Raw genomic sequence first — 16,285 nt, 5'->3', positions numbered from 1 at the left:
GAAATGCTCATTGTTTTCCGTGCCGACTCGGCAACCCACATTGGCACTGGACACATCATGCGGTGTATGACATTGGCAACAGCGCTGCGTGAGCAAGGGGTAACCTGTATTTTCATTTGTCGCAACCATCCAAACAATATCATCGCCCTTGTGCAGAAAAAGGGCTTTAGGGTCTATGAGCTGCCAAGGGGAGATGAACCCACAACAGCGGCTGACCTAGGCGTGCCTCAACAAGTGGATGCAGCACAAACCAAGCAAATTATCGAAAGTCTAGAGGCAACCCCTGACTGGCTGGTGGTGGATCACTACGGCATTGATAAGGCGTGGGAGCAGCAGTTGCGCCCAGTGGTCAAGCAAATTTTTGTCATTGATGACCTTGCCAACCGCTTCCATGATTGTGATGTCTTGCTGGATCAAAACTATACACATCGCTGGGATCGCTACGTCGGCTTAGTTCCTCCGCACTGTTGCCAGTTGCTAGGGCCTGAGTACGCTCTCCTCAGATCAGAGTTCATTGCTGCCCGCGAAAAATTGGAGCGACAAGGACGCCCACCGTTTGATCCACGTAAGGTACTGGTCTTTTTTGGCGGGATGGATCCCCAGAACTACACAACCCGAGCCCTGCAAATCCTGCGGGAAATTGGGGATTTTGCCCCTGAAGTGGTGATTGGTGGAGCCAACCCTCACCGTGCGGAAGTGGAATCGCAAATGCAGTATTTCCCTGAAGGACAGTTGCATATTCAAACAGATCAAATGCCCGACATTATGTTAAGGTGCTCATGGTACTTGGGGTCTGGAGGTTCTATTACATGGGAGCGAATGTGCCTTGGTTTGACGGGAATTGTTGTAGTGACCTCTGATAATCAAATAGAGTTCTGTGAGGCTTTACATGCTGATGGTTTCGATATTGTGATTTTTGATATCTCCAGCTTAGAAGAATTAGTTAAGAAAAATTTGAATTCCAGTAATTTAGATACTAAGCTAGGGCTTAAAAATATCTTAATTACTGATGGCAAGGGTAGCAAAAAAGTCGTATTAAAGATGACTCGGTTGATTGAGCAGAAGCAGTTATGGTTAAGACCTGCCAGCCAAAATGATTTGATTAATTTGTTCTACTGGGCAAATGATATTAATGTTCGTCAAAATTCGTGGAATCAAGGGTTTATTACTCTAAATCAACATAACAAATGGTTTAACAACAAACTAAACAGCGACAAGGTCAAGATATATATCCTAATGTATAAAGATATACCTATTGGACAAATAAGATATGACTTCTTTAATGAAAAATGGTTGATAGATTACAGCATTACAAGTGCACTTAGAGGTTTCGGTATCGGTTCGAAACTTTTAGAACTAGGTGAAAAGTATTTGTTGAAAGAACGTGGTTCTCCCTTAAGAATTTTAGCTGAGGTAAAAGAAAAGAACACTGTTTCGGTAGCCTGTTTCCAAAAGAGTGGCTATGCTATAAAGCAGAATGTGATCGAGCAATCTAGCTACTTCTCTTTTGAAAAAATAATTACAAACACTGAAAAATGACTAGTTATTTTAGAAAAAGATCGGTATTAGTCGTTGCTGCCCATCCTGATGATGAAATTCTTGGCTGTGGTGGCACGATAGCTTTACATGCTGCCCACGGGGATAAAGTGACGACTCTAATCTTGGCCGAAGGCCTAACCAGTCGGAGCGCCAAGCGAGATATTGAAGAATGGGAGGAGGCACTGGAGCAACTGAAGGAAACAGCACGAAGGGCTGGGGAAGTGGTAGGGTGTAGGGATGTGCGCTTTGGTGGCTTTCCAGATAATCGGATGGACAGCGTGGACTTGCTGGATGTTGTGAAAGTAATTGAGGGAGTAATAGATGACATTCGCCCAGAAATAATCTATACTCATCACTACAGCGATCTCAATATTGATCACCGTATTACCCATGAAGCAGTTATGACAGCAGTACGCCCCTTGCCCGGTAGTTCAGTAAAGCAGATTCTGTTCTTTGAGGTTCCCTCTGCCACTGGATGGAATACACCAACGGCTTCTAATACTTTTATTCCGCAGTACTTTGTGAATTTATCCGAGAAAGTGAATGATACTGAAAATGCACTTGACCTTAAGTTGAGAGCATTGGACATGTATTCTAAAGAGATGCGTCAATATCCTCACTATCGCTCTATAGATGTGGTAAAGTACCTAGCCTATATTCGTGGCTCATCTGTGGGTCTTTTTAGTGCAGAAGCATTTCAGGTTGGGAGAATCATAAGATGAGCAAGCAACTCACTAATGAGCAAAACGAAAAAGACTTTAGTTCTATAGATAGATGTCCTTACTGCAATAGTCAGAATCTATTAGAATATCTAAATTTAAATATTCCAACCGTTGAGAGAGCAGTTCCTAGAGATATAGCTTTGCAGATTCCTAGAAGAAAATTAGTGGCAAAGCTATGCTTGGACTGCTTGCTTGGCTTTAATGCAACTCCTTTACCACAAGAAGAGCTTAGGTTTATTTACGAAGTTGCTTACTCAGAGGGGGGATATATTCTTCCTTCACAGAGTTTAGGTCAATCAAAATTTAGAGGTATTGTAGATTTGGTGAGTAAATTTATAAAATTAAGAGAAAAAATCGTTGAAATAGGTTGTAATGATGGTTATCTCTTGACAATCTTAAAGAATATGGGTTATCAAAGTTTGGTTGGTATCGAGCCAAGTAATGCTGCAGATATTGCTAGTCAAAATGGCATTACAGTATTCAAAACATTTCTAAATGAGGAAATATTAAACGATATAGGAAAAGTTAATTGCTTTCTTCTGGTACACACTATAGAGCATTTTGAAGATCCGTTTTTGGCTCTAGAACTACTTAAAAATTATTTAGATGATGAAGGTAGAATTATAATAGAAGTTCCTAATTTTGAAGGGTACTGTCATGAGCATTTGTATTTCTTTAATATTCCGTTTTTTTACAAATTGGCTCATGATATGGGTTTCTCAATTGAAGAGGAAGTAGTAACTGAGGATATTCTTAGAATTGTTATAAATAAGGTCAGGAGACCCATAGAAAAACCAGTCGACATCGTCAAAGAATACAGGCAAAAAATTATAAGTCTTGCTCTAGAGAAACAGAACCAGATCAACAAAATTATTATAGAAGTGGAAAACATTATAAAAGATTCTACAAAAGAAATTTATTGGTGGGGAGCAGGTAGTCTTTCTGTTGATATACTCACATTGATTGATCAAAGCTTGTTAATCGGAAGTAAACTAAGAGTCATTGATGGAGATGATAGAAAGTGGGGAATGACTATTCCATGCTTGAATATAGATGTAGAACCTTTTCATATCTTAAAAGAAGATGGAAAGCAGAAGCTACTAATTATTGCTTCATCGTTTTATGAAGAGATTCTCCGTACGATTGAAAGAGAATCACTACAAGTCCAAGAAATCAAAATTATTTGCCAGATGTATGTCTAGTGTTTTAATCTCTCCTGTAGGTGGTAGAGCTATTCGAGGAATTTTAAATTATTTTAGGAATAAAAACTATACTATCATAGGTATTGACTCTAAAGAAACCGCTGTAGGAAAATTTTTATGTGATCACTTTGAGTTAGTCCCGAATGTACACAATCAGGACTATCCACATGTCGTGAAATCTTTGATCAAAAGTTATCAACCCGAAATATTTATAAGCTGGCTAGATGAGGAAATACTTTTCTGGAATGAGTATTTTCTTTCCTATCCGAATGATGAAATAAAGCATGTTTTCGCATTTAACTTTAGGGACGATATGAACAAATTCTATGATAAGTTCGAACTTTATACAACCCTGAGTAATGCTGGTTTTCATTGTCCAAGATCAGTGATCCTAAGCAAAAGTGAAGAGGTTGAATCTTTACCTTTTCCTAAAATAATAAAACCAAGAAGAAGTTCAGGTTCAAAGAATGTAACAATAGTTAGCTCTCCAAAAATCATGAGCCACACTGTTGAATTAATTAAGCATAATTTTGAGGATCTTGATTTATTTATAGCCCAAGAGTTTATTGAAGGAGAAGAATATACGGTAGATTTTTTCTGTAGAAATGGTGAAATTATCAACATAGTCTGCAGAAAAAGAATTGAGCACTCTGGTGTCACTCTCCTCGGAGAAATAGTAATTGATGAATTTCTTGAAGAATATACATATCAGTTTGCTAAGTCATTCACGTTTGATGGATTAAACAATATACAGATCATAAAAACAGCAGAATCACTTTTTATCACAGATGTTAATATGCGACCAAGCGGTACAATTATATTCAGCGTAAAAGCTGGAGTCGATTTTTTACTGAATCTTATACAATATAAAAATAATCAAGAGATAACAAAATATTCTACACCTAGAAAGCTAAAAATGTTGAGATATCTGGAGGAATATTACTATGAATAATCTAAAAGTAAAAGCTATTTTTTATGATTTAGACAATACTCTTTATCCTCAAATAATCGATGTAGAACAAAGGATAGATTTTTGCGTTAGCTATTTTGAATTAAAAGATGCATCACAAGTAAAATCTTTTTGGTTAAATGAATGGCTTGATAATGGCCCAACAAAAACAAATATTATCGATAATGTTATTAAAGAGTTTTCTCTATCTATAACCAAGCATGATTTAATTCATGCATATAGGAATTATAATACTTCGCTGACTATAGAACCTGAAATAAATAATTTACTTAGATACAATAGACACCAAGGTATTAGGCAATTCCTTATTACAAATGGAAACTATGAGACACAAGCTCAAAAAATTAAAGAACTACAGTTAGAAACAATTATGGATGAAATTTTTATAGCTACTGGCTCTCATGCAAAACCTTCTCCCTTTGCCTTTTTAAGCCTTCTCAAAAAATATAATCTACAACCGCATGAATGTATGAGTGTTGGAGATTGGTACCATGTTGATGGTGTTGCTTCAATCTCTGCGGGTATAAATTTTATACATTTAGAAGGAGGACCAATTTCAGAAGTATTGCCTTCGAAAGTCACAAGCATTAGTATGTTGACTAAAATAGTCAGTTTTTTGGGAAACTAACAATGAATGCTAAAGTAAATAAACTCCAAACCACTGTTCCCTTCATCATTGCCGAAATGTCAGGGAATCATAATCAGTCCCTTGATAGAGCCTTAGAGATCGTTGAAGTAGTCGCCAAGTCTGGTGCCCATGCCCTAAAGCTTCAGACCTACACGGCGGATACAATCACGCTCCGCTGTGAGAAGCCTGATTTTTTCATTAGTGACAAGACCAGTCTTTGGCAAGGGGAATATCTCTACAATCTCTACCAAAAAGCCTATACCCCTTGGGAGTGGCACGAACCCATCTTCAAGCGCGCTAAAGAACTGGGGCTAATTGCATTCAGCACCCCTTTTGATCTAACAGCAGTTGATTTTCTTGAAGAGTTGGATTGCCCAATCTATAAGATTGCTTCCTTTGAAAATGTGGACTTAGGACTGATCCGTCGGGTCGCCCAAACGGGTAAGCCCATCATTATGTCTACAGGGATGGCAACTCTTGCGGAACTGGATGAAGCGGTGCGAACAATTCGGGCAACCGGCAATGATCAGATTGTCTTGCTCAAATGTACTAGCACTTATCCTGCGAGTCCAACGGATTCTAACTTACGGACAATTCCGCACTTAAGGGAACTCTTTGGCTGTGAAGTGGGGCTATCGGATCACACACTGGGCATCGGTGTCGCAGTAGCGGCGGTGGCTCTAGGGGCAACGGTCATTGAAAAGCACTTTACGCTGAGTCGTGCTGAGGGCGGGGTAGATGCCGCCTTTAGTTTGGAACCCCACGAAATGAAACTGCTGGTGGAGGAAACGCAGCGGGCTTATCAAGCGCTGGGGCGGGTGCACTATGGGCCTACGGAGGCGGAGAAAAAGTCGCTGGTGTATCGCCGCTCACTGTACTTTGTCAAAGATATGGTGGCAGGGGAAGTGATTACGCCAGAGTGTATTCGTTCGATTCGCCCTGGGTATGGGTTGCCTCCTAAATACTATGAGGTACTGCTGGGCAAGCGAGTGAATCAGGCCATTGAGCGGGGTACGGCTGTTTCATGGGAGCATATTGGCTGAGTTTGTACTATCTGTTGTAGTATTGGCCATAATAAGCAAATAATATGGTTCTTTAGATGATATTAGTATTAGTAGCAGGAGGGTATAGACACCAGAAAGACTTCATCGCCCCAATGCTGTTTTGCGGATATTTGAATGCGGTAGGGTTTGTGAACTGGCTGAGTCAGTACTGTTTGCCGGCGTTAGAGAAACGTTCGCTGTTGATGATGGATAATGTACCGATTCATCCAAAAGGGGTGATTCAGGAAGCGGTCAAAGCGGCGGGTCACGAGGTGTTATTTTTACCGAAATACTCTCCTGATTTGAATGTGATTGAGCACGACTTTAGTGCGCTGAAGTGAGCGCGGATGTATGCAGGGTCAAACAGTTCGATTGATGAGGTGATTCGCAAGTATTGTGCTGGATGATATCTCATTCTTTATTGGAATAGCTATAGTTTAGACTTGAGTCATATTTCAACAGCTTTCCCGACGATTGATGTGCTGTAATGTCAACAAGCTGCCCTGCTTGAGTGAGGGAGATTTGTCTCAGAATCGCCAAGAATCCTCAAGGCGCAATTGTAGGTCAAGGGTGTAGTCGGAAGGTTTGAATTTGCCATGGGCTGAGGGTCACTGTGTTGGTATTCTCTGTGGGCGTCTCCAAGAGTGTTTGCGGTGCCTTGATCTGCCATGGGATTAGCGTTGAGTTCAGTTCCAAGGTGCCCCCTTCCCCAGCCACTTCTGCTACTCGCAATTGCCAACCCTGTCCATCCTCTGCTTGTTTGAGGGCAAGGCATTGAATGCGGGCATCCGACCAATGGAGAAGCTGAGCGTGGGGCGGTAATGATCCTGATGGGTTGGCGGGGGCAATTTCTCCCCTCAGAGGTTGATTAAACTGAGCCGCCTGCTGCGGGACACCGGCCACTTGCCACGAGTCACTGTGGGGAAACACACCATAGCTAAAGCGGTGCTGACAGCGATCGCTCGTCGGATCCGGCCAAGTGGGCGATCGCAACAGGGTCAATCGCAGTTGATTCGCTTGGGCATCAAGGCCATGCTTGCAGTCGCTGAAAAGACTCACCCCATACTCTGGGGTACTCAGATCCACCCACGTTAAAAAGGGCACCTCCCATTTTGTTTGCTCATGGGCGCTGAGGTGGGGATTGGGAAGGGTCGGGCGCAGCGTAACGCCGCCGGGAGTTTCACAGGTGATCTGCTCAGCACTGATTGCCAAGGGAAAAGCCGCCTTGAGGAGAATATGTTCCTCCTGCCAGTCAATCACCGTATCAATGCGCAGCCACGGGGTTTGATACTGCAACACATACTCCTGCTGAATCTGCGAGGACTGAAAGCGCCATCTGACCCGTAGTCGCTGCTCCAGTTGATGCCACGTCACCCATTCAATAGCCTCTAGGGTCGCTCCCGGCAGTCGATGCTGCCCATAGTTGGGGTCAATGTTCCAAGCATCCCAGTATTGCCCCTGATCACGGAAAAATTGCAGTTGATTACCGCGATCGCCCAAGCAGGGACGATGATTCAACTTGTCATACAGATTAGTGATTTCCCCTGTTGCCGGATCAATTTCAACGTGGAGATAGTTATTTTCTAAGACATAGCCCAAGGGTGGGGTTGGTAACGTATCAGGGCGCGATCGCGGGCAAAGCCACAGCAGCGTGTAGCCAATTCCCGTCACCTCAGGGGTACGAAACGTCAAGCAACCTTGGGGAGCATTCAACTGCGCTGGTAAATCGTAGTCGCCCCGTGGACAATAAACCCGCCAAGAGGGAACCTCCTGCGGTAGCTGCGCCAAGTCAATGTGGACAACCCCGGCGCGATCGCCCACCAATCCATTGAAAATCACAACGGGAATTGCCTCTGTCACCGGCGGTTCACCGCCGTCAATGGACTGGCACAGCGCTGTTTGTGCTTCCCTTAGGACTGTCTCTGTCGTGGTCAGGAGTTGCTGCCACGTTGGCGCCACCTCAGCATAGACCTCTGGAATCGAGGAGCCAGGGAGAATATCATGAAACTGGTTAAAGAGAAGTTGTTGCCAACAGGCTTTGAGTTCTTCTTTGGGGTAGGAAAAAGAAGTTGTGATTGCCGCGAGGGCACACCAGCGTTCCGCCTCTTGCAGTTGGCGTTGGGCGCGATCGTGGGCAGCCTTTTGATCGCCATGGCTGGTGTAGCAGCCGCGATGGAATTCCAAGTAGAGTTCCCCTTGCCAAGCGGTTGTAGGGGGTGTTTCCTGGGTTAATTGTTCCAGATACTGCTGCACGGTTGTCCACCGCCACTGCGGCCCAATACCACCGAGGTGTTGCCAGCGTCGCACCCGTTCTAACATGTCTGCCGTTGGTCCACCGCCATGATCGCCGACACCGGGGAGCCAGAGACTGCGCCGCGATCCCGTTTGTTGCCACCACTCTTGGGCATAGGTAGCCATTTTCACGGGAGCAATCCCCTCGCCAATGGGTGCTGACATCAGGGCATTCACCTCCGCCCTCGCCACATCCCGCCAGACAAACCAACCGTGGGGAAAGCGCGTGGTGTCATTCCAGCGCAATTTTTGAGTGACAAAGTAGCGAATGCCCCCCTGAGCCAAGAAACTGGGGAGCCGTTCCGGAAAACCAAAGGTATCGGGCAACCAAGCAATGGGGCTAATGCCACCAAAGGCCTCCTGCACGTACTGCTGACCATAGAGAATCTGACGGGCAATGGACTCAGCATGAATGAGATTGAGTTCCGGTTCGACCCAAAGGCCTGCCGCTACATCCCACCAACCCGCTGCCACGGCTTCCTGAATCCGCCCAAAAAGTTCTGGGGCATGGATCTGCAAATAGGCATAGAGGGCGGGAGTGGAGTGGGTAAAGGTGAGTTCGGGATAGCGTTCCTTCAGCTGTAATACAGATCGAAAAGTGGACTGTGCCACTTGCCACGTTTCAGCGATCGGCCAGAGCCACGCCAAGTCCAGATGGGCATGGCTACACAGGTGCATGGTGAAGTCCCGCAAGGGGGTGGCGATCGCCTGCATTTTCTCGTGGATCTCCGCCAGCAACAGATCTAAGATGGGGCGCTGTCCATGACTTTCTAAAACGTCCTTCAGCAGGGGTTCAAGGGGTTGCAGGTTGAGGGTTTCACCAAAGATCGCCAAAATGTCCAACTCAGTGGCAATAAAGTCGGGATCCACTCCCGTTGGCGATTCAAACCGCAGGCCTGATCTCACCAAAGCACCGTCATCGTGGCCGGGACTCACAAGATGCAACACCACCTCCCACGCTTGGCCGGGGGTCACCGCCTCCCCTAGGCACAGACTCACCGAATGATCAAATAAATCCCCCTGATGCACCACCTGACCATTGACATACACCGTTGCCCGATCCGCCCACCACGTGAGATCAAGGCGTAGAGTTAAACCCGCCACACTATAGCCTTGAACCGTCGCGGGTACCGTGATTCGCTGCCCCAACCAGAGGGAGTGCCGACCCTTGGGCCACGCCAAATGCCCTTTAGCATTCACTGCATAGGGGCTCGTCCCCGCATCTTTGAGCGAGGGGGAACTGAGGGGAAACCACTGGGAATGAATCTCAATGACTGCCAATGATTGCAAATAGCCACAAGATTTTTTGACTAATTCTGTCAAGAGCATAAAACTTCGTTAATTTTCCTGCGATCGGCCTAGGCCAATTGCTATGCTAGAGGTGTGAGGAGCCGTCGTCACTCGTTTAACCAAACTGTCAATAAAATAAGCAAACTTTATTTCAGAGGAGTGACCTCATGGTAACCCGATTTGCGCCGTGGCGGGGCTTTTTCATCTCCTCAATCTGTGGGATATTGACAGCCCTTGCGATCGCCCCAGTAACGCCTGCCCAAGCCCAGCGACCCTCAGCCCCCGATCAACCCGTAGAAACAGTAGTCACAGATCCGCTTCAGAGTCCTTTCCCCCTCCCTTGGAAATGGATTGACGACGGCCACGCCGCTGCTCTAAAGGCTAAGAAATCTCTCCGCTTGACTCAGCAGACGCCCCAATATCTCTCTCCCGATGGCCGCTATGTGGCACAGGCCACCCTCTACTTCACGGCTGATCCCGAGGCGCAACGGCAACAACTGGTGAGCGTTCTTGAAATTCGCGATCGCCAGAGCGGCAGTCAGCAGCGCATTGAAAGCCTCAAGGAAATGCCGCCTGAGTTTTTGGCAGAGGTGCCCCAAGGCCAAGGTCTGATTGCAGTACTAGTTCCAGTTGGCTGGTCAGAAACGGGCAATCGTCTCTTGGTGCGCCAGCTTGGCGGCTTGTTTGCTACTGATTTAATTAGCGATGGCGCATGGATTTGGCAGGCGGGGGTGGGTCATGTGGCCACGGTTTATCCCACCGCTGATGAATACGACTTTGCCACCCTTTTGGGCTGGAGCACAACGGATCCGCAACGGGTACTCTTTCAAACCCAAACCATGGGGAACCCCAAAGCCACAATTTGGGCAGTGGATACTCAAGGCAGCACCCAATTGGCCCAGGGCGATCGCCCCCGTGTCTATGGCACAACCCTACCCGCCACTGCCAATGCCCAGCGTTAGATCACCTCAAGGGGAGGCCAGCAACTGGCCAAGGTAGCGATCAATCCAGCCAATCATCACCGCAGGGCACTCCAACTGCGGCGTTAGTCCCACCTCTGGCATCACATCAAAGGCACGAATCGCGTCGGGGTTTAACTGTGCCAAGCGTTGACCCACGGCCACAGGAGGGAGTTTTGCCTGCTCTCCCCAAACGATGTAGGTCGGCACCGTCAAATGGGGCAAGAAGCGACTGAGGTCGCAGCAGAGATCACCCCGCACAAAGGCCAACGCGGCAAATTCTGCCCCCGCCGACTGCGCTACTTGGGTATAGGTGGCAATCATTTCCGGGCTGATGCGGCTAGGTCGGGCAAACTGTTGATTGGCCATAAAGGACTGCACACTCAGGGAATTGGCCACGCCGAGGCGATAAAAGGCGATATCCACATAGGGCTGGCGGGCAATCTGGGCAAGGGGGGTCTGGCGGTAATCTTGACCAAAATCACTCAACCCCGTTGGGCAGGTGAGAATCAGGCCACGGAAGCGTTGGGGATGGGCGATCGCCCCTTGGATGGCAAAGGCTGCCGTCAGTGACGACGTGATCACCACCGCTGGTTCTGCCGTCAATTGACCAAGGCACTCTAGCAAATGATCCACATAAGCCGCCACCGTATAGGGTTGATCGCGATGCTCAGAGGCGCCCCAACCGGGCAAATCCAAAGCAAAAAGGGGATACTCGGCTGAAAAGGCCGGGTAAACTACCGACCATTCATAGCGGCTCGAGCCACCGCCAAAGCCATGCCAAAAAAATAAAGGCGGCCGAGCAGGGTTAACATTGCCGAGATCATTGGTAACGTAGGCCACCTCACCCATAGCCGTCGTGAGGGTGCGCGATCGCAAGCAATCAAACATCGGGATTTCCTAAAAAGAAGAAACCTGCTATGATAATAAATCGCGCTGAATTAAACGGGTAGCAACGGGCTGCCCCCGCCCTAAGGAGTGCCGCCGTGACCAAGAGTACCGAAGGCGAAAAGCCCACTAGTGGCTTTAATCTAACCGAGTTTTTCCGCGAAACCAAGGAAGAACTCAGCAAAGTGGTGTGGCCCGATCGCCAGCGTCTGATTGGCGAATCTGCGGCAGTCATTCTCATCGTTTCCCTTTCGGCTGCGGTCATCTACCTAGTGGATGAACTCTTTCGTTGGCTGGCCACACTGATTTTCTAGACAGCCAAAGATTCCTACGAGTACGCGCCTATGGTGAGTGAATTTACTGATCATTCTGATCTGAACGATCCTCTTGACGACACCGTTGAAGTGGCCGAAGGGGATCAAGCGGGTAAGGTCAAACGGTTTTGGTATGCCGTGCAGGTGGCCTCTGGCTGCGAAAAAAAAGTGAAAAGCACCATCGAGCAGCGGCTCCATACGCTGGATGTGGCCGATCGCATCTTTCGCATTGAAATTCCCCAAACCCCCGTCATCAAAATCAAAAAAGATGGCTCGCGGCAAACCATTGAGGAAAAAGTTTTTCCCGGTTATGTTCTTGTCCAAGTGCGGGCACAGCAGTCCCCCGAAACGGGTGAATGGCAAATTGATGATGAAGCTTGGCAGGTGATTAAAAACACCCCCAATGTGATTAACTTTGTGGGTGCCGAGCAACGCCGCAGTACAGGCCGCGGCCGCGGTCACGTCAAGCCCATGCCCCTGAGTCCGGCCGAAGTGGATCGCATCTTCCGCAAAGCCCAAGAACAAGAAGCGGTTCACCGCATTGATCTCAATAGTGGTGATAAGATCAAAGTTCTCAATGGTCCCTTTAAGGACTTTGAGGGAGAGGTGATTGAAGTCAGTGCTGAGCGCAGCAAACTGAAAGCATTACTCTCGATTTTTGGCCGCGAAACGCCGGTCGAACTCGAAGTGACTCAAGTGGAAAAAGTAGATTAGGACGCTAACTCACTATGGCGAAAAAGGTCGTCGCAGTTATTAAACTTGCCATTCAAGCGGGTAAAGCCAACCCTGCTCCCCCCATTGGTCCAGCCCTTGGTCAGCACGGTGTGAACATCATGATGTTCTGCAAAGAGTACAATGCTCGCACCGCCGATCAAGTGGGGATGGTGGTTCCCGTTGAAATTTCGGTCTATGAAGATCGCAGTTTCACCTTTGTTCTGAAAACGCCGCCCGCTTCCGTGCTGATTCAAAAAGCTGCGGGCATTGAAAAAGGCTCCGGCGAACCCAACAAGAAAAAAGTGGGCAGGATCACCCGTGCCCAACTGCGGGAAATTGCTGAGAAGAAAATGCCGGATCTCAATGCCAACGATATTGAAGCGGCCATGCGGATTATCGAAGGCACCGCTCGCAATATGGGCGTGACCATTGCCGACTAAAGCTTTCCTTCGTGTGTTCCTGTTGAGTCCGTTGTTGTGTTGGGGGAGAAACTGCGTTTCGTTAGTACCCCGTGGAGGTAAATTCTGATGCGTAAACTCTCGCGACGACTGCGCGAACTCTATGCCAAGGTGGAGGATCGTCCCTACGCTCCCCTCGAGGCCTTGCAACTGCTGAAGGAAACAGCCACAGCCAAATTTCCTGAATCGGCAGAAGCCCACATCCGCTTGGGCATTGATCCCAAATATACCGACCAACAATTGCGAACCACTGTGGCGCTCCCCAAAGGCACCGGTCAAACGATTCGCGTCGCGGTCATTGCCCGGGGTGAAAAAGTGACTGAAGCCAGTGCCGCCGGTGCCGATGTTGTGGGTTCAGAGGAACTCATTGACGAAATTCAAAAGGGGCGGATGGACTTTGATCTGCTCATTGCCACCCCCGATATGATGCCCCAAGTGGCCAAAGTGGGTCGGATTTTGGGTCCGCGGGGGCTCATGCCATCGCCCAAAGCCGGTACGGTGACCTTTGACTTGCCCCAAGCGATTCAAGAGTTCAAGGCGGGGAAAGTGGAATTCCGCGCCGATCGCACCGGGATTGTCCATGTGCTCTTTGGCAAAGCTAGCTTCAGCGCCGAAGACTTGCTCGTTAACCTCAAGGCACTACAAGAGAGTATTGACCGCAACCGCCCGAGTGGTGCCAAGGGTCGCTACTGGCGCAGTGTCTATGTGGCCGCCACCATGGGGCCGAGCATTCAAGTGGACATCAACGCCCTGCGGGAGCTAAAACTGGCCGAAGCCGCCTAAGGAGGACTTGTCTATTGCCCAATACTGGACAACTCAAGACTGAAACCGAAGACCGCAGGGGTCTGGCTCAGACATAATCTTCCTGCCGAGGTTTGCGAAGTCCATCCGTTGGGATTGGGCGATCGCCCCGGCACCACTGCTGGGGTTTTTCTTTCACTGACTACAGGAGGTGATGCGCGTGGGACGCACGCTAGCAAACAAAAAAGAAATTGTGGCGGAGCTAAAGGAACGCCTGAGCGAGTCACAAATGGCACTGGTGATTGACTACCAAGGTCTCACCGATGCTGAGATGAAGGATTTGCGGCAACGCTTGCGCAAGTGTAATGCCAGTTGCAAGGTCACTAAAAATACGCTGATGGAATTGGCGGTTAAAGAAAGTGACACTTGGCAACCCATGACCCAATTCCTTAAGGGACCTTCGGCGTTCCTCTTGGTCAAGGATGACATTGGCGGCACGATCAAGGCCTACCAAGAATTCCAAAAGGCCACGAAAAAAACCACCCTACGCGGTGGGGTCATGGAGGGACGGGCCCTTGATGAAGCGCAAGTGAAGGCCATTGGTGATCTGCCCTCAAAAGAACAACTCATGGCGCAGATTGCTGGTGCCCTCAATGCCGTCACAGCGAAGATTGCCATTGGCATCAAGGAGGTTCCTGCTTCCTTGGCGCGGGCAACCCAGGCGATCGCCGACAAAGGTGCGGCATAGATCGATCCTGTTTTCGGTTTCCCTTGGGAAGCCACCTGTTCTTGTTTTCCAACCTTGAAACGATAGGAGTTGACAATGTCTGCTGCAACCGATGAAATTCTCGAAAAGTTGAAATCCTTGACCCTGCTGGAAGCCGCTGAGCTGGTCAAGCAAATTGAAGAGGCCTTTGGTGTCAGTGCCGCTGCGCCGGTCGGTGGCATGATGGTCGCCGCTCCTGTGGGTGGTGGGGCTGCTGCTCCCGCAGAAGAAGTCGAAGAGAAAACCGCCTTCGATGTCATTCTCGAAGAAGTCCCCGCCGACAAGAAGATTGCCGTGCTCAAAGTGGTGCGCTCTTTGACCGGCTTGGGTCTCAAGGAAGCTAAGGAAGTGGTGGAATCCACGCCCAAACCCGTGAAAGAAGGTGCCACCAAAGAAGACGCCGAAGCCGCTAAGAAAGAACTCGAGGAAGCCGGCGCCAAAGTCAGCATCAAGTAGTCTTTGGTATCCATTTGTTTCGGGGGTGGTCTTGTGGCCACCCTTTTTTATTTGCAACCTTTGGAGGGCATAGAGACTCATGACCGAGATTCGTGCCATTTATACCGATGGTGCCTGCGAAGGCAATCCGGGACCGGGGGGCTGGGGCGTGGTCATTTACTTTGCCGACGGCTCTGTGCAGGAACGGGGGGGACATCACCCCGCGACCACAAATAATCGCATGGAATTGCAGGCGGCCATTGAAGCCCTCAAGGCATGGCGCCAACTGGCTCCGGGGAGCGCGATCGCCCTTTACACCGACAGCGAATATGTCCTCAAGGGAATTACGGAGTGGATCCACAACTGGAAACGGCGGGGCTGGAAAACAGCCGCCAAAAAGCCTGTTCTCAACCAAGACCTGTGGCAGGAGTTAGATGCCCTCAATGATCCCTTAGTCCAGTGGCACCATGTGCGTGGCCATAGTGGCGATGTCGGCAATGAACGCTGTGATCTTATTGCCCGCAGTTTGAGTCGTGGGCAGCCAATTGCCCTAAGAACGCTGCCACCATCGCTGGGGTAATGTCGCGCGTGTGTTCAAAAACTGCACTGGCTCCCGCTGAGCGCAAGCGATCGCCATAGCGTTGCCGATCTTCGGGCTTGACATGGGGAGGAATCACCCCTAAGGCAATCCACGGCGTTGTTGCTTGTTCTTTGCGGGCATTGACAACGGTCTGCATATCCGCCACTGTATCCCCCACATAAAAGGCAGGAATGGTTTCCTGAGCCGCGGCCTGACGGTAGGCCATGCGGAGTCCTGTGGGGTCGGGTTTGCCGGGGGCATCTTCCATGGCGATCAAAAGGGGCTGATCGAGACCCAAGCGGTGTTTCAGAACATATTCTGCCGAGTCCCGCGTCGCACCACTGACAAACCCCCAGCGGATTTGTGCCTGATCAAGAGCCTGAAAATAGGCAACATCCACCAGCAGTGGCTCATCTTGAATATAGCCGCACCAATTTTGGCCGCTATAGCGCTCCTCAAAAAAGATTACAAGGCGCTCGTAATCCAAGGGCACTTGGCAGCGGGGTTTCCCTTGGCGTTCAAAGTAGCGATAAATGAGTTCACGCGACCCTTCCCAGTCGTTATTCCAGCAGCCTTCCGCCTTGAGGTTGTCAATTTCCTTTTGACTGGGACGATAGGCACCCCCCGTAAAATGCTCGACGGTATCCGCTAGGGCACGGCGATAGGAACGACTGACATCGCGAATCACCCCATCAATATCAAAAAAGACACAGGCGTAGGGGGTACTCAACGGCAGCTCTCCAG

General features: G+C 48.7%; 17 protein-coding genes, 1 pseudogene and 1 other annotated feature. Of the genes and pseudogenes, 15 read left to right on the top strand and 3 right to left on the bottom strand.

Going from position 1 to position 16,285, the window contains the following annotated elements:
* Positions 1-3: 3 nt before the first annotated feature.
* The 7 genes and pseudogenes from pseG to RHH81_RS00635 all read left to right on the top strand — a co-directional run.
* Complete coding sequence (pseG, locus tag RHH81_RS00665; RefSeq protein ID WP_310743208.1) at positions 4-1,539, top strand: UDP-2,4-diacetamido-2,4,6-trideoxy-beta-L-altropyranose hydrolase; 1,536 nt, start codon at positions 4-6, stop codon at positions 1,537-1,539.
* Complete coding sequence (locus RHH81_RS00660; protein WP_310743207.1) at positions 1,536-2,261, top strand: PIG-L family deacetylase; 726 nt, start codon at positions 1,536-1,538, stop codon at positions 2,259-2,261. Before pseG ends, RHH81_RS00660 begins: the two co-directional genes overlap by 4 nt.
* Positions 2,258-3,463 carry a class I SAM-dependent methyltransferase gene (locus RHH81_RS00655; protein WP_310743206.1) on the top strand — a complete coding sequence of 402 codons (1,206 nt, stop codon included), beginning with the start codon at positions 2,258-2,260 and terminating at the stop codon, positions 3,461-3,463. The genes RHH81_RS00660 and RHH81_RS00655 overlap by 4 nt, the downstream gene beginning before the upstream one ends.
* A complete protein-coding gene (locus RHH81_RS00650; protein ID WP_310743205.1) occupies positions 3,456-4,415 on the top strand; it encodes an ATP-grasp domain-containing protein in 960 nt (319 codons plus the stop codon). Before RHH81_RS00655 ends, RHH81_RS00650 begins: the two co-directional genes overlap by 8 nt.
* Entirely contained in the window at positions 4,408-5,061 is a 654-nt protein-coding gene (locus RHH81_RS00645; protein ID WP_310743204.1) for an HAD family hydrolase, read from the top strand. The genes RHH81_RS00650 and RHH81_RS00645 overlap by 8 nt, the downstream gene beginning before the upstream one ends.
* A 2-nt stretch (positions 5,062-5,063) precedes the next feature.
* Positions 5,064-6,104 carry a pseudaminic acid synthase gene (gene pseI, locus RHH81_RS00640; protein WP_310743203.1) on the top strand — a complete coding sequence of 347 codons (1,041 nt, stop codon included), beginning with the start codon at positions 5,064-5,066 and terminating at the stop codon, positions 6,102-6,104.
* A gap of 68 nt (positions 6,105-6,172) precedes the next feature.
* Positions 6,173-6,511 (top strand): annotated as a pseudogene (locus RHH81_RS00635) (transposase); the annotation flags it as partial.
* A gap of 157 nt (positions 6,512-6,668) precedes the next feature.
* On the opposite strand, the gene RHH81_RS00630 reads toward RHH81_RS00635, so the two are convergent.
* Complete coding sequence (locus RHH81_RS00630; RefSeq protein ID WP_310744301.1) at positions 6,669-9,677, bottom strand: glycoside hydrolase family 38 C-terminal domain-containing protein; 3,009 nt, start codon at positions 9,675-9,677, stop codon at positions 6,669-6,671.
* Positions 9,678-9,853: 176 nt separating this feature from the next.
* Here RHH81_RS00630 and RHH81_RS00625 point away from each other — a divergent pair, with 176 nt between their 5' ends.
* A complete protein-coding gene (locus RHH81_RS00625) occupies positions 9,854-10,648 on the top strand; it encodes a hypothetical protein (protein ID WP_206200621.1) in 795 nt (264 codons plus the stop codon).
* A 6-nt stretch (positions 10,649-10,654) separates the two neighbouring features.
* Here RHH81_RS00625 and RHH81_RS00620 read toward each other — a convergent pair whose 3' ends face one another.
* Positions 10,655-11,536: an alpha/beta hydrolase gene (locus RHH81_RS00620; RefSeq protein WP_310743201.1), complete on the bottom strand. Its 882-nt coding sequence runs from the start codon at positions 11,534-11,536 to the stop codon at positions 10,655-10,657.
* A 95-nt stretch (positions 11,537-11,631) separates the two neighbouring features.
* Here RHH81_RS00620 and secE point away from each other — a divergent pair, with 95 nt between their 5' ends.
* The 7 genes from secE (at position 11,632) to rnhA (ending at position 15,541) form a co-directional block, all read left to right on the top strand.
* A complete protein-coding gene (gene secE, locus RHH81_RS00615) occupies positions 11,632-11,847 on the top strand; it encodes a preprotein translocase subunit SecE (RefSeq protein ID WP_149817217.1) in 216 nt (71 codons plus the stop codon).
* Positions 11,848-11,877: 30 nt separating this feature from the next.
* A complete protein-coding gene (nusG, locus tag RHH81_RS00610) occupies positions 11,878-12,561 on the top strand; it encodes a transcription termination/antitermination protein NusG (protein WP_310743200.1) in 684 nt (227 codons plus the stop codon).
* Between the two features lie 14 nt (positions 12,562-12,575).
* Entirely contained in the window at positions 12,576-13,001 is a 426-nt protein-coding gene (rplK, locus tag RHH81_RS00605) for a 50S ribosomal protein L11 (RefSeq protein WP_206200619.1), read from the top strand.
* A gap of 84 nt (positions 13,002-13,085) precedes the next feature.
* Positions 13,086-13,802 carry a 50S ribosomal protein L1 gene (rplA, locus tag RHH81_RS00600; RefSeq protein WP_190278287.1) on the top strand — a complete coding sequence of 239 codons (717 nt, stop codon included), beginning with the start codon at positions 13,086-13,088 and terminating at the stop codon, positions 13,800-13,802.
* Between the two features lie 27 nt (positions 13,803-13,829).
* Positions 13,830-13,962: a sequence feature (ribosomal protein L10 leader region), on the top strand.
* 18 nt (positions 13,963-13,980) lie between these two features.
* A complete protein-coding gene (rplJ, locus tag RHH81_RS00595; RefSeq protein ID WP_149817208.1) occupies positions 13,981-14,508 on the top strand; it encodes a 50S ribosomal protein L10 in 528 nt (175 codons plus the stop codon).
* Positions 14,509-14,583: 75 nt separating this feature from the next.
* On the top strand, positions 14,584-14,982 hold the full coding sequence (gene rplL, locus RHH81_RS00590) for a 50S ribosomal protein L7/L12 (RefSeq protein ID WP_149817205.1): 399 nt from the start codon (positions 14,584-14,586) through the stop codon (positions 14,980-14,982).
* 79 nt (positions 14,983-15,061) lie between these two features.
* Positions 15,062-15,541: a ribonuclease HI gene (rnhA, locus tag RHH81_RS00585; RefSeq protein WP_206200617.1), complete on the top strand. Its 480-nt coding sequence runs from the start codon at positions 15,062-15,064 to the stop codon at positions 15,539-15,541.
* Here rnhA and RHH81_RS00580 read toward each other — a convergent pair.
* Positions 15,474-16,271 (bottom strand): TIGR01548 family HAD-type hydrolase, encoded by a 798-nt coding sequence (locus RHH81_RS00580; protein ID WP_310743199.1) that lies wholly within the window; start codon positions 16,269-16,271, stop codon positions 15,474-15,476. The two genes, rnhA and RHH81_RS00580, sit on opposite strands and share 68 nt — an antisense overlap.
* Between the last annotated feature and the right edge of the window lie 14 nt (positions 16,272-16,285).

The sequence above is a fragment of the Thermosynechococcus sp. PKX95 genome (assembly GCF_031583295.1).
Classification (GTDB): Bacteria; Cyanobacteriota; Cyanobacteriia; order Thermosynechococcales; family Thermosynechococcaceae; genus Thermosynechococcus.
This window is presented reverse-complemented; position numbering and strand designations above follow the sequence as displayed.